Source organism: Streptomyces sp. NPDC004031, from assembly GCF_053604375.1.
In genome coordinates, this window is the sequence record NZ_JBSGHL010000032.1 from 43,868 (window position 1) to 57,222 (window position 13,355).

General features: G+C 74.1%; 12 protein-coding genes. 9 read left to right on the top strand and 3 right to left on the bottom strand.

Translation table 11 applies throughout. The features are described from left to right. Positions 1 to 15 precede the first annotated feature (15 nt). A complete protein-coding gene (locus ACWERV_RS21040) occupies positions 16 to 621 on the bottom strand; it encodes a winged helix-turn-helix domain-containing protein (protein WP_452935145.1) in 606 nt (201 codons plus the stop codon). 473 nt (positions 622 to 1,094) lie between these two features. Here ACWERV_RS21040 and ACWERV_RS21045 point away from each other — a divergent pair, with 473 nt between their 5' ends. Both ACWERV_RS21045 and ACWERV_RS21050 read left to right on the top strand, forming a co-directional pair. After that, positions 1,095 to 3,197: an FUSC family protein gene (locus tag ACWERV_RS21045; RefSeq protein WP_452935148.1), complete on the top strand. Its 2,103-nt coding sequence runs from the start codon at positions 1,095 to 1,097 to the stop codon at positions 3,195 to 3,197. Between the two features lie 52 nt (positions 3,198 to 3,249). Continuing rightward, on the top strand, positions 3,250 to 3,402 hold the full coding sequence (locus tag ACWERV_RS21050) for a hypothetical protein (RefSeq protein ID WP_398190219.1): 153 nt from the start codon (positions 3,250 to 3,252) through the stop codon (positions 3,400 to 3,402). 24 nt (positions 3,403 to 3,426) lie between these two features. Here the strand turns inward: ACWERV_RS21050 and ACWERV_RS21055 are convergent, their stop codons facing one another. Continuing rightward, complete coding sequence (locus tag ACWERV_RS21055; RefSeq protein ID WP_398190222.1) at positions 3,427 to 4,656, bottom strand: acyl-CoA dehydrogenase family protein; 1,230 nt, start codon at positions 4,654 to 4,656, stop codon at positions 3,427 to 3,429. A 148-nt stretch (positions 4,657 to 4,804) separates the two neighbouring features. Here ACWERV_RS21055 and ACWERV_RS21060 point away from each other — a divergent pair, with 148 nt between their 5' ends. From ACWERV_RS21060 to ACWERV_RS21080, 5 genes are all read left to right on the top strand, one after another. Then, positions 4,805 to 5,446, top strand: coding sequence for a TetR family transcriptional regulator (locus ACWERV_RS21060; RefSeq protein ID WP_452935152.1), 642 nt, complete (start codon positions 4,805 to 4,807; stop codon positions 5,444 to 5,446). 185 nt (positions 5,447 to 5,631) lie between these two features. Further along, positions 5,632 to 6,870, top strand: coding sequence for a MurT ligase domain-containing protein (locus tag ACWERV_RS21065; RefSeq protein WP_398190229.1), 1,239 nt, complete (start codon positions 5,632 to 5,634; stop codon positions 6,868 to 6,870). Between the two features lie 35 nt (positions 6,871 to 6,905). Beyond that, positions 6,906 to 7,637, top strand: a complete 732-nt coding sequence (locus tag ACWERV_RS21070) for a type 1 glutamine amidotransferase (protein WP_398190233.1) — start codon at positions 6,906 to 6,908, stop codon at positions 7,635 to 7,637. Between the two features lie 201 nt (positions 7,638 to 7,838). Then, positions 7,839 to 8,864, top strand: coding sequence for a 6-phosphofructokinase (locus tag ACWERV_RS21075; RefSeq protein WP_452935154.1), 1,026 nt, complete (start codon positions 7,839 to 7,841; stop codon positions 8,862 to 8,864). 128 nt (positions 8,865 to 8,992) lie between these two features. After that, positions 8,993 to 9,949: a cytochrome c oxidase assembly protein gene (locus ACWERV_RS21080; RefSeq protein WP_452935157.1), complete on the top strand. Its 957-nt coding sequence runs from the start codon at positions 8,993 to 8,995 to the stop codon at positions 9,947 to 9,949. A gap of 43 nt (positions 9,950 to 9,992) precedes the next feature. Here ACWERV_RS21080 and ACWERV_RS21085 read toward each other — a convergent pair whose 3' ends face one another. After that, a complete protein-coding gene (locus ACWERV_RS21085; RefSeq protein ID WP_452935159.1) occupies positions 9,993 to 10,745 on the bottom strand; it encodes a TetR/AcrR family transcriptional regulator in 753 nt (250 codons plus the stop codon). A gap of 141 nt (positions 10,746 to 10,886) precedes the next feature. Between ACWERV_RS21085 and ACWERV_RS21090 the strand changes: the two genes are divergently transcribed. After that, positions 10,887 to 12,347 (top strand): MFS transporter, encoded by a 1,461-nt coding sequence (locus tag ACWERV_RS21090; protein WP_452935162.1) that lies wholly within the window; start codon positions 10,887 to 10,889, stop codon positions 12,345 to 12,347. A 207-nt stretch (positions 12,348 to 12,554) separates the two neighbouring features. Continuing rightward, the gene (locus ACWERV_RS21095) at positions 12,555 to 13,283 is read left to right on the top strand and encodes a lysophospholipid acyltransferase family protein (RefSeq protein WP_452935165.1); all 729 of its coding nucleotides are present in this window, start codon (positions 12,555 to 12,557) and stop codon (positions 13,281 to 13,283) included. Positions 13,284 to 13,355 lie beyond the last annotated feature (72 nt).

The following is a 13,355-nucleotide window of genomic DNA, read 5'->3' on the forward strand; positions in this document are numbered from 1 at the left end:
GGGGAGGTCGCGGTGCTAGGGCTGCGCCGGGGCGTACTTGTAGCCGACGCGGCGCACCGTCACGATCGTGCCGCGGTGGGCCGCGCCGAGCTTGCGGCGCAGCCGTGCCACGTGGACGTCGACGGTGCGGCCGTCGCCGACGTGGCCGTAGCCCCACACCGTCGTGACGAGCTGGTCGCGGGAGTGCACCCGGTGCGGGTGGGCCACCAGGTGTGCCAGCAGCTCGAACTCCAGGTAAGTGAGGTCCAGCGGGCGGCCGTCCACCTCGACGGTGCGCCGGTCGGCGTCGATGCGCAGTCCGGGACCGGCGGGAGCGGCCGCGGCGGGCGGCGCGGCCACCACGGGGGCGGGCGGCTCGGCGGGCACCAGCACCAGGTAGCCCACCATCGGCGCGCCGCCCGGGGCGCTGGGCAGCACATGGCCGGGCGCGGGCAGCCAGGTGGCGCCGGGCGGCAGGAAGTCCGGCGCGGGCGGCACCTCGTCGGGCCGTACGGCGCGCAGCCGCTGCCGGGCGGCGGGGTGGTTGAGGGACGGCACACCCGGTGGCAGTCCCGGTCGCGGGGGCACTCCGGCCACCTGCGGGGCGGCGGAGACGGGGGAAGCGGTGGGCACGTTCGACATGGCTCGGCTCTTTCGCGCGAAGGGTCGTGGGACGCCGTGTGCGCGGGACCGTCTGCTGTCGCCCGGCCGCCGGAGGGGCGGGGCCTACGGGCAGGTCAGCGGGATTCGCGGGTCCGCGCGGGGATCGCGCGGCAACACCAGCGGTCGAAGTGGTGCTCCTGCCGGGACGGCCAGAAGGGTTCGAGGTCGCTGCGACCTGTCCCGGTGTCAGTAATGCTGGCCATGTCCCCCATTGAACCAGAAGGCGGCGCGCGGGTGTGAGGGGTGTGCGCGCCGGGGCGGGGTGGTGGTCGTCACGTCCCGCGGGGCGCGGGGGCGTTGCGTTCCCCGCCGGCCCCTCCGCGTTCCCCCGCCGGCCCCTTCCCGTTCCGCCCCGTCCTCCCCCGCGTCCCGAGCCGCGCGCCGGGATCCGGCCCCGCACCGGACCGGGCCGGATCTCCGCAACGGGCGCTGAACTGCCTATTCTCTGCTCCATGACGTGGTTGCGTGCGCTGCGGGAGACCTCCCGGTCCGGCCTGAAGGTCGAGCGGACCCGGCTGGAACCGCTGGTCGCGCTGCGCGCGGCGGCCGGTGTCGCGATCGTCATCGGGCTCGCGCTGTGGCTGTGGTCGCCGCCCGTCGCCGCGTCGTCGGCCTTCGGGGCGTTCGCCGCCGGTGCCGCGACCTTCCAGCGCAGCTGGCGGCCGCGGCCGGTGCTGGCGCTGGCGACCGGCGCGGGGCTCGCGGTGAGCACCTTCCTCGGCTATCTGGCCGCCTCCCACGTGGTGCTGTTCGTGCTGCTGCTGGCCGTGTGGTCGTTCGGCGCGGGCCTGGCGTGGGCGCTGGGCCCCACGACCGGCATGGTCTCCGCGCTGACCGTCGCGGTGATGCTGGTGACGGTCACGCTGCCGACCTCCGCGCTCAGCGCGCTGCACCACGCGGCCCTGGTGGGGCTCGGGGCGCTGGTGCAGGCGGCGCTGATCGTGGTCTTCCCGATCCGCCGCTGGGGCGCGCAGCGCGACGCGCTGGCCGACGCCTTCGCCGCCGAGGCCGACTACGCCCGGCGGCTGCGGCACGAGCCCGTCGCGCCCTTCGACCCCGGCGCGCTCATGACCGCCCGCGAGGCCGCCGAGCTGACGCCCCGCCAGGCCCGGCGGCGGCCCGACGAGCTGCACGGGCAGCGGGTGCTGGCCGAGCGGATCCGGCCGGTGCTGGCCTCTCTCGCCGACCCCACGGTGGGTGCGGCAGCCGAGGGGCCGGAGCGGGACCGGGCGCGCGAGGTGCTGGCGGTCGCGGCCGTGGTGCTGGACGCGGTGGCCCGGTCGATCCGGCACGGCACGCCGCTGGAGGTCCCGGAGCGTGCCGACGCGCTGCTGCGCTCCGACGCCCCCGGCACCGAGCTGACCGGCAGCGCGCGCCGCTCGGCGACCCGGCTGGTGTCGCTGCTGTCGGCCGCGGTGGAGCGGGCGGAGGGCTCGGGCCCGGCGGACGCGACCGGCACCGCGCACCTGCTGCGCCCGAAGGCGGGCGAGCTGCTGCCGACCGCGGTGCGCACGGTGCGCCGCCAGCTGCGCTGGGACGCGCCGGTGCTGCGGCACGCGCTGCGGCTGTCCGTCGTGGCCTGCGTCGGCTACGTGCTGGGCGGCGCGCTGCCGCTGGGCCACGGCTACTGGGCGCCGATGGCCTCGGTGATGGTGATGCGGCCGGACTTCACCCAGACCTACGAGCGCGGGGTGGCGCGTTTCACCGGCTCGCTGGTGGGCGTGGCGCTGGGCACCGCGATCACGCAGGCGACGCACCCGGGCACGTACGCGCTGGCGGGGCTCGCGGTGGTCAGCATCGGGCTGATGTACCTGCTGATGCGCAGCGGCTATGTGGTCGCGCAGGCGTGCGTGGGCGCGTACGTCGTCTTCCTGCTGGGCATGGGCGGGCAGCAGGTCGAGCAGACCGTGCGCGACCGGGTGCTGCTGACCCTGCTCGGCGGGCTGCTGGCGATGGCCGCCTACGCGGTCTTCCCGGCGTGGGAGACGCCGCGGCTGCGGGACCGGCTCGCCGAGTGGATCGAGGCGACCAGCGGTTACGTCGCGGCGGTGATGGACGCGCACGCCGATCCGGCGCGCCGCCGCCCCGGCGCGGTGCGCAGCGCGCTGCTGGACCTGCGGGCGGCCGGGGCGACCTGGGACCAGGCGGTGGCGCGGGCGGACGCCGAGCCGGTGCGGCACCGCGGGGTGTCGCGCAGCGCGGTGCGGGACGCGGACGCGGCGCTGTCGGCGGTCGGGCGGGTGGGGCTGGTCATGGAGGCGCACCAGCCGGGCCGGGACGCCGCCCCGGTGCCGGAGGCGGCGCGTTTCGCCGCGGTGCTGCGCGAGGCGACCGCGCACGCCGCCGGGCAGGTGCGCGACCGGCGCGCGCCGGACTGGTCGGCGCTGCACGCCGAGCTGGCGCGCTGGCCGTCCGACCCGGCCGGCGACCGGGTGGTACGGCGCGGCGCGGAGCTGCTGGTCGACACGCTCGACGAGTTGGCCGAGGCACTGCGCCCCAGGTCGGCGGGCCGCCGGCACCCCGCGGGCGAGCCCGGACCCCCCGCGGCGCGGTGACCGGGGGGTGCGGGTCTACGCTTTTGGGGGCCGGAACCAGAAGGAGCCTTCCATGCACATCGGCGCGATGCACGACCTGAGCACCCTGGCGGTCTCCGACACCGCGGGCCCGGGACCGGTGATGCGTACCGTCCTGCTGGTGTCGGTGGTGGGCGTCGCGCTGATGGCGTGGTTCCTGCTGCGCGGCTACGGCAAGGACAAGTAGCCCCGCCGCCGGGGGCGCCCGGGGTCAGCGGATCGGCAGGCCCGACAGGGTGCGGGCGATGACCAGCCGCTGGATCTCGCTGGTGCCCTCGAAGATGGTGTAGATCGCGCTGTCGCGGTGCATGCGCTCCACCGGGTACTCACGGGTGAAGCCGTTGCCGCCGAGGATCTGCACGGCCTGGGCGGTGACCTTCTTGGCCGTCTCGCTCGCGAAGAGCTTGGACATCGAGCCCTCGGCCGAGGTGAAGGGCTTGCCCGCGGTCGCCATCCAGGAGGCCCGCCACACCAGCAGCCGGGCCGCGTCGATCTGGGTGCGCATGTCGGCGAGCTGGAAGGCGACGCCCTGGTTGTCGATGATCGGGCGGCCGAACTGCTCGCGCTCCTTGGCGTACTCCAACGCGTACTCGTAGGCCGCGCGGGCGGTGCCGACCGCCATCGCGCCGACGGCGGGGCGGGAGGCCTCGAAGGTGGCCATCGCGGCGTTCTTGATCCGCTCGCTGCCGCCGCTGCGGGCGCGCTCGCGGACGCGGGCGAGGCGCTCGTCGAGCTTGTCCTTGCCGCCGAGCAGGCAGTCGCCGGGGACGCGGACGTTGTCGAGCACGACCTCGGCGGTGTGCGAGGCGCGGATGCCGTGCTTCTTGAACTTCTGGCCCTGGGACAGGCCGGGGGTGCCGGGCGGCACGATGAAGGAGGCGTGGCCGCGGGTGCCCAGCTCGGGGTCGACGACCGCGACGACGACGTGGACGCCTGCGATGCCGCCGTTGGTGGCCCAGGTCTTGGTGCCGTTGAGCACCCATTCGCCGGTCGCCTCGTCGTAGACCGCGCGGGTGCGCATGGCGCCGACGTCGGAGCCGGCGTCGGGCTCGGAGGAGCAGAAGGCGGCGACCTTGACGTCGTCGGCGTCACCGTACATCTGCGGGACCCAGGTGCCGATCTGCTCCTCGGTGCCGTTGGCCAGCACGCCGACGGCGGCCAGGCCGGTGCCGACGATGGACAGCGCGATGCCGGCGTCGCCCCAGAACAGCTCCTCCATCGTCATCGGGATGCCGAGGCCGGTGGGGTCGAAGAACTGCTGGGCGTAGAAATCCAGCGAGTACAAGCCTATTTTGGCCGCCTCCTGGATGATGGGCCACGGGGTCTCCTCGCGTTCATCCCACTCGGCGGCGGCAGGGCGCATCACGTCGGCGGCGAAGCCGTGGATCCAGTCGCGCACCGACCGCTGGTCGTCGTTGAGATCGAGCGTGAAGTCGCCCATCGTCCCCTCCACATGCTAGTTACTTGCGGTAACAGCAGTCTGTTACCGTCGGGTAAGCGATGTCAACTCGCCAAGCCGCATCGGATGTGCGGGGCCAGGGGTGTTACGTTGCGCAGACCACCGCCATCGGACGACGGGGAGGTTCCGGGTGGAGACCGGCCAGCGGAGCGAGCAGCAGGCAGCCACGCAGCGGCGGCGCAACGAGCTGCTGGAGGCCGCCGAGCGGGTCGTCCTGCGCGACGGCCCCGAGGCGTCGATGAACGCCATCGCGGCCGAGGCCGGGATCACCAAGCCCATCCTCTACCGCCACTTCGGCGACAAGAGCGGGCTCTACCGCGCGCTGGCCAAGCGCCACACCGACGCGCTGCTGGCGACCCTGCGCACCGCGCTGGACTCCCCCGGCGACCGCCGTGACCGGGTCGAGGCGACGGTGCACGCGTACCTGTCGGCCATCGAGACCCGGCCGCAGGTCTACCGCTTCCTCATGCACCCCGCCGAGGCGCCCTCCGACGAGCGCGGCTTCGACGTCGGCCGGCACTCCGCGCCGCTGCTGCGCCGGATGGGCGAGGATCTCGGCGAGGTGATCGCCGAGCGCCTGGACCTCGGCCCGGACGGCCCGCAGCTGGCCCGGGTCTGGGGGCACGGCATCGTCGGCATGATGTACGCCGCGGGCGACTGGTGGCTCGGCGAGCGCCCGCTGCCCCGCGACGTCCTCGTACGCCACCTGGCCGATCTGCTGTGGGGACGTCTCGTCGAGGCCGACGACCGCGCGGGCAGCCCCGGGCTGTGACCGCGGGCCCCCGGACAGGTAACCGTCCGGGCGGCGAGGTGCGGGCTCGCGGCCCGGAGTCGATAGGCTGACCTCGACCGGAACTTGCCGGCCGCCGTCGCGGCCCCCGTAGCGGCGGAACACCCGGCCGCCGCGGGAGGCGCGCGGGCTTCAGTCGCGCCGGATCCAGGAGGGAAGACAGACGGATGGCAGGCAAATCGGAGCCGCTGACCCCGCGGGCGAAGCTGGCCGTGACGGCGGGCAGGGCGGCCGCCGCGGTGTCCCGCGCCGCGGGCAAGGGCAGCGGGTCGGTGATCGGCGGCAAGGTCGCGCTGCGCTTCGACCCCGATCTGCTGGCCCGGCTCGCCCGGCACCTGGACGTCGTACTGGTGTCGGCCACCAACGGCAAGACCACCACCACCCGGCTGCTCGCCGAGGCGCTGCGGGCCGGCGGCCCGGTCGTCTCCAACGCGCTGGGCGCCAACATGCCGGCCGGCATCACCTCCGCGCTGGCCGGCGGGTCCGACGCCCGCTACGGCGTGATCGAGGTGGACGAGAAGTACCTGGCCGGGGTCGCCCGGGACGTCGCCCCCAAGGCCATCGCGCTGCTGAACCTCTCCCGCGACCAGCTCGACCGGGCCGCCGAGACGCGGATGCTCGCCGAGAAGTGGCGCGAGGGACTGGCCGGGTCCGAGGCCGTCATCATCGCCAACGCCGACGACCCGCTCGTGACCTGGGCCGCATCCTCCAGCCCGACCGTGGTGTGGGTCGCGGCCGGCCAGTCCTGGAAGGACGACGCCTGGTCCTGCCCGTCGTGCGGCGGGGTGCTGCAGCGGCCGGGCGACGACTGGTTCTGCGGCGAATGCGGCTTCCGCCGCCCGACCCCGACCTGGGCGCTGTCCGGCGACCACGTCGTCGACCCGTACGGCGTCGCCTGGCCGATCCACCTGCAGCTGCCGGGCCGGGCCAACAAGTCCAACGCCGCCGTCTCCGCGGCCGTCGCCGCGACCTTCGGCATCGACCCGAAGGTCGCGCTGGAGCGGATGCACAAGGTGCAGGCGGTCGCCGGGCGCTACGACGTGGTGCAGTTCGGCGGCCGCGACCTGCGGCTGCTGCTGGCGAAGAACCCGGCGGGCTGGCTGGAGACCTTCTCCCTCATCGACGCGCCGCCGACCCCGGTGATCCTGTCGGTCAACGCGCGCGGCGCGGACGGCACCGACACCTCGTGGCTGTGGGACGTGGACTACACCCGGCTGACCGGGCACCCGATCATGGTGATCGGCGACCGCAAGCTGGATCTCGCGGTGCGCCTGGAGGTGGCCAACCAGCAGTTCGTGGTCTGCGCGGACCTCGACGAGGCGGTCAGGACCGCCCCGCCCGGCCGGATCGAGGCCATCGCCAACTACACCGCCTTCCAGGACCTGCGCCGCCGCGTCGGCAACTGACCCGGGCCGTCAAGGACCGTCAAGGAGATACCCCAATGAGTGAGTCCAGCCTCCGCCTGGTGTGGGTGTACCCCGATCTGCTGAGCACCTACGGCGACCAGGGCAACGCGCTGGTGGTGGAGCGCCGGGCGCTCCAGCGCCGGGTCCCGGTGACCCGGGTGGACGTCCGCTCCGACCAGGCCGTTCCGACCTCCGGCGACATCTACCTGATCGGCGGCGGCGAGGACCGCCCGCAGCGACTCGCGGCCGAGCGGCTGCGCCGCGACGGCGGCCTGAGCCGCGCGGTGTCCAACGGCGCGATCGTCTTCTCGGTGTGCGCCGGCTACCAGATCCTCGGCCACGAGTTCGTCAACGACCTCGGCCGCCCCGAGCCGGGCCTCGGCCTGCTGGACGTGGTGAGCACCCGCGGCGAGGGCGCCCGCTGCGTCGGCGACGTGCTGGCCGACATCGACCCCCGGCTCGGCCTGCCGCCGCTCACCGGCTTCGAGAACCACCAGGGCGTCACCCACCTCGGCCCGACCGCCCGCCCGTTCGCCCGGGTCCGGATCGGCCGCGGCAACGGCACCGGGGACGGCACCGAGGGCGCCTTCAACGACACCGTGTTCGGCACGTACATGCACGGCCCGGTGATGGCCCGCAACCCGCACATCGCCGACATGCTGATCAAGCTGGCGCTGGACGTCAACGCGCTGCCGCCCACCGACGACCGGTGGTACGACGCGCTGCGGGCCGAGCGCATCTCGGCCGCGGAGCAGCAGCCCGCGTGACCTCGCGGGCCCGCCGTCCGTACCCTGTCGGGGTACGGACGGCAAGCCGCCGGTAAAACGTCTCCCGGAGTTCGGTCAATCGTCAGGTGTCCGCAGTGCGGTCGCCGTGGAGGGCACGGTACGGGGATCGGTAAGCTTGCGGTGATCCATCCGGACGACGTGGTCCGGCCGTCCCGACGAGTCGCGGGAGTAACGAGAGCAATGCGTATTGGTGTGCTGACCAGCGGCGGCGACTGCCCCGGGCTGAACGCCGTCATCCGGTCCGTCGTGCACCGCGCCGTCGTGGACCACAATGACGAGGTCATCGGCTTCCACGACGGGTGGAAGGGCCTGCTCGAGTGCGATTACCGCAAGCTCGACCTGGACGCCGTGAGCGGCATCCTGGCGCGCGGCGGCACCATCCTCGGCTCCTCCCGCGTGCAGCCCGCGCACCTGCGCGGCGGCGTGGAGACGGCGCGCGGCCACGTCACCGACCTGGGCCTGGACGCGATCATCCCGATCGGCGGCGAGGGCACCCTCAAGGCGGCCCGGCTGCTGTCGGACGCGGGCCTGCCGATCGTCGGGGTGCCCAAGACGATCGACAACGACATCGCCTCGACGGACGTCACCTTCGGCTTCGACACCGCCGTGACCGTGGCCACCGAGGCGCTGGACCGGCTGAAGACCACCGCCGAGTCGCACCAGCGGGTGCTGATCGTCGAGGTCATGGGCCGGCACACCGGCTGGATCGCGCTGCACTCGGGCATGGCCGCGGGCGCGCACGCGATCGTGGTGCCCGAGCGGCCCTTCGACATCGCCGAGCTGGCCGCCGTGGTGGGCAAGCGCTTCGAGGCGGGCAAGAAGTTCGCCATAGTGGTCGTCTCCGAGGGTGCCAAGCCGCGCGAGGGCACGATGGACTTCACCGCCGGCGTCACCGACGTCTACGGCCACGAGCGCTTCACCGGCGTCGCCAACCAGCTCTCCGTCGAGCTGGAGGAGCGGCTCGGCAAGGAGGCCCGGCCCGTCATCCTCGGTCATGTGCAGCGCGGCGGCACGCCGACGGCGTACGACCGGGTGCTGGCGACGCGCTTCGGCTGGCACGCCGTGGAGGCCGTGCACAGCGGCCAGTTCGGCATGATGACCGCGCTGCGCGGCACCGACATCACGCTGGTGCCGCTCGCCGAGGCGGTGCAGCACCTCAAGACGGTGCCCGCCGAGCGCTACACCGAGGCCGAGTGCGTCCTGTGACGCGCTGATCCGCGACGACGACCGCGGTCCGCCCCCGCCCGGAGCACCGGGCGGGGGCGGTTCTACTCTGGTGCGGGCACATCGGTCGAATCGGCCGGCTGCCGCTCGGCGCGACGGAGGAGTGACGGATGGACCACGGTGGGCACGGCATGCACATGGACCTGCCGCCGTTCACCCTCGGCCGGGGGCTCGCCGTCACCGGCGGCGACCCGTGGTTCGCGGCGGGCTGCGCGCTCGCGCTGGTGCTCTACGGCTGGGCGGTGCTGCGGCTGCGGCGGCGCGGGGACGCGTGGGCGGTGGGCCGTACGGTCTCCTTCACCGTCGGGGTGCTGACGATCGCCGTCACGATGTGCACCCGGCTCGACGACTACGGCATGGTCATGTTCAGCGTGCACATGGTGCAGCACATGATCCTCAGCATGCTCTCGCCGATCCTGCTGCTGCTCGGCGCGCCCGTGACCCTCGCGCTGCGCGCGCTGCCGGCCGCCGGCCGCGGCCGTACCGGTCCGCGCGAGCTGCTGGTCAAGCTGCTGCACAGCCGCTACGTACGGGTGATCTCGCACCCGGCGTTCACCATCCCGCTGTTCGTCGCGAGCCTGTACGCGCTGTACTTCTCGCCGCTGTTCGACTCGCTCATGCGGCACAGCTTCGGGCACACCGCGATGATGGTGCACTTCCTGGCCGTGGGGCTGCTGTTCTTCTGGCCGATCATGGGCGTAGACCCCGGGCCGCACCGGCCGGGCTACGTGCTGCGGATGCTGGAGCTGTTCGCCGGGATGCCCTTCCACGCCTTCTTCGGCATCGCGGTGATGATGGCGAGCGAACCGCTGGTGAGCACGTTCAAGCACCCCGCTGCCTCGCTGGGCATCAACGCGCTGGACGACCAGACGGCGGCCGGCGGCATCGCGTGGGCCTTCAGCGAGATCCCCTCGGTCGTGGTCCTCATCGCGCTGCTCATCCAGTGGTACACCTCCGAGCAGCGCCAGGCGCGGCGCAAGGACCGCGCCGCGGACCGGGACGGCGACGCCGAACTGGTCGCGTACAACGCCTACCTGGCCTCGCTGGAGTCGCGCGGCCGCGGCTGAGCCCGGCTCCCCCCGGCCCGCTCCCCCGGCCCGCCCTTCCGGCTCAGGACGCCGGGAGGTGGGCGGCGAGGCCGGTGACCATCAGGTCCATGCCGAACTCGAAGCGCTCGTCGCCGACGTCGCGGGCCAGCTCCGCCGTCATGCCGGTCAGCATCGGGAAGCGGTCCGGCGGCAGGGCGCCGATGTAGTCCTCCAGCCGGGTGGCGATCTCCGGGCCCTTCCCGCCGCTCCTGGCGTGGTGGGCGCGGGTCGCCTCCTCGGCGGCGATGCCGCTGACGTACAGGCTCAGCGCATCCACCGCGTACGCGCACACCTGTTTGGGCAGTCCTGCGGCCGCGAGGACGGCGAGCATCCCCTCGCTGATCACGGTGACGCTCTCGCCGGTGGGCACGCCGATCTCCGGGAGCAGCCGGGCCAGGTCGCCGTGCGCGACGAGGGCGCGGCGGGAGTCCCGCATCACGTCCTTGATCTGCTCGCGCCAGCGCCCCGCGTCCGGCTCCGGGCACACCACCGCGGCCAGCACCCGGTCCAGGACCAGGGCGATCATCTCCTCGCGGCCCGAGACGTGCGCGTAGAGCGACGCCGGGCCGGTGCCCAGTTCCTGGGCGACCCGGCGCATGCTCATCGCCTCGACGCCCTCGGTGTCGATCACGTGCAGCGCGGCGGTCACGACCGCCGCACGGGTGAAGGTGCGGCGCGGGGCGGACCTGCGCGGGCGCTCCCAGGGCAGGGCGGGGGCACCGGTCGGCTCGGTGGGCTGCGGCACGTACTCCTCCTGCGGGTGCTGATGGTTCACCGTAGCCGAAACGAACGGCGTTCGCGAGAGACGAACACCGTTCTTGACACGAACACCGTTCGCCCGTAGAACAGTGTTCGTCGCCGAACGAACACCGTTCGTGCGGTGTCCGCCCGCAGCGAGAGAGAGCGAAGGACCCCCATGACCACACCCACCACGGACCGCCGGGTCCCGGGCAGCGGCGTACGGGACCGTGCCGCCGACGGCAGCAGCAGCAGCAGCCGGCTGCGCTGGCTCGGCCTCGCCGTCGTGCTCGCCGTCGAGGTGATGGACCTGCTGGACGCCACGATCGTCGGGGTCGCCTCCCCCGCCATCCAGGCCGACCTCGGCGGCAGCTCCACCCGGATCCAGTGGATCGCCGCCGCCTACACCCTGGCCTTCGCGGTGCTGATGATCACCGGTGCCCGGCTCGGCGACATCGTGGGGCGCCGCCGGATGTTCCTCATAGGCGTCGCGGGCTTTGGTCTGTGCTCGCTGCTGTGCGCCTGCTCCGGCTCGGCCGGGATGCTCATCGGGATGCGCGCGGCGCAGGGCGGCTTCGCCGCGATGATGGTGCCGCAGGGCCTCGGACTGATCCGGGAGCTCTTCCCGCCTGAGAACCTCGGCGCGGCCTTCGGCGTCTTCGGCCCCGTCATGGGCCTCGGCGCGGTCGCCGGACCGGTGCTCGGCGGCTACCTCACCGACGCGGACGTGCTCGGCACCGGCTGGCGCGCGGTCTTCCTGATCAACCTGCCGCTCGCGCTCGCCGCCTTCGTCCTCGCCCTGCGGGTGCTGCCGGAGAGCAGGGCGCCGCACTCGCCGCGACTCGACCTGCCGGGCGTCGCGCTGCTGAGCACCGCGGTGCTGATGCTGGTCTACCCGCTGGTCCAGGGCCGCGACCTGGGATGGCCGCTGTGGTCGTACCTGCTGATGGCCGGGTCGCTGCCGGTCTACGCGGTCTTCGCCCGCCACCAGGGCTGGGTGCGGCGGCGCGGCGGCTCGCCCCTCGTCGAGCCCGGCCTCTTCCGGCACCGCGGCTTCACCGGCTCGCTCGCCGTCGGGCTGGTGTTCTTCGCCGGGATGACCGGGGTGATGCTGGTGGTGCCGCTGTACCTCCAGTACGGGCTCGGCTTCAGCGCGCAGCACGCCGGGCTGACCATGATCCCCTGGGCGCTGGGCGCCGCGGCCGGGGCGACGCTGTCCGGGGCGTGGCTGGGGCAGAAGTACGGGCGGGCCGCGCTGCAGGGCGGGCTGCTGCTCGCCGCCGCCGGGATGGCCTCGGTGGCGCTCACCGTGCACGCCGCGGGCACGCCGGGCGGCTGGCAGCTCGCGCCCTCGCTGCTGGCGAGCGGGATCGGCCTGGGCATGGTGATGGCGCCGTTCTTCGACATCGCGCTCGCCGGGGTGTCGGACGAGGAGGCCGGGTCGGCGTCCGGGGTGCTCAACGCGGTGCAGCAGCTCGCCGGTTCGGTGGGCGTGGCGGTGCTGGGCACGGTCTTCTTCTCCCGCGCCGGGCAGCACGGCACGGGCGGGGCCCTGGAGACGGTGACGCTGGTCGCGGCCGCCGCCCTCGCCGCCGCCGCGGCGGTGGCCCTCCTGATGCCGCGCCGGGCCGCGCACTGACGGCGCGGAGGTACGGGCCCGGCTCCACGGGGGAGCCGGGCCGCGGCACGTCCGGGACCGGGCGCCGTACGGCCGTACGGCGCCCGGCCGGGAGTCGGCGGCCGCGCTGGTCGGTACGGGCGCGTGGGCACTACTCTGCCGGGGCGCCGGGTGGACCGGCCGTGCGGCCCCGGAGCACCGGGCCCGCCGTCGAGGGGGAGGCTGCCCGTGTTCTACCGGGTGCTCAAGTACGTCATACTCGGGCCCTTGCTGCGGATGTTCTTCCGGCCCCGTATCGAGGGCGCCGAGAACATCCCGGAGTCCGGCGCCGCCGTCATCGCCGGCAACCACCTCTCCTTCTCCGACCACTTCGTGATGCCCGCGATCCTGCCGCGCCGCATCACCTTCCTGGCCAAGGCCGAGTACTTCACCGGGCCCGGCCTCAAGGGGCGGCTGACGGCGGCCTTCTTCCGCGGGGTGGGCCAGATCCCGGTGGACCGCTCGGGCGGCAGCGCCTCGCAGTCCGCGATCGACGCGGGGCTCGGCGTGCTGCGCCGAGGCGAACTGCTCGGCATCTACCCCGAGGGCACCCGCTCGCACGACGGGCGCCTCTACCGCGGCCGGACGGGCGTCGCGGTGATGGCGCTGCGCGCCCGCGCCGTCGTCGTGCCGTGCGCCATGATCGGCACCTTCGAGCTCCAGCCGCCCGGCCGCAGGCTGCCGCGGCTGGGCCGGGTCACCATCCGGTTCGGCGAGCCGCTGGACTTCGGCCGCTTCCACGGCATGGAGGGCGAGCGGCACGTGGTGCGGGCGGTCACCGACGAGATCATGTACGCGATCATGGAGCTGTCCGGCCAGGAGTACGTCGACCGCTACGCGGGCGAGGTCAAGGCGGAGACGCAGGCGCAGAAGGGCTCCGGCTCCCGACTGCGCCGCAGCTCCGGCACCGGCTCCTGACCGCGCGGCCGACGGGCCGTCAGCCGGCCCCCGATTCCGGTTCGCGCGGCGGCACTCCGTCCCCGTAGGGTC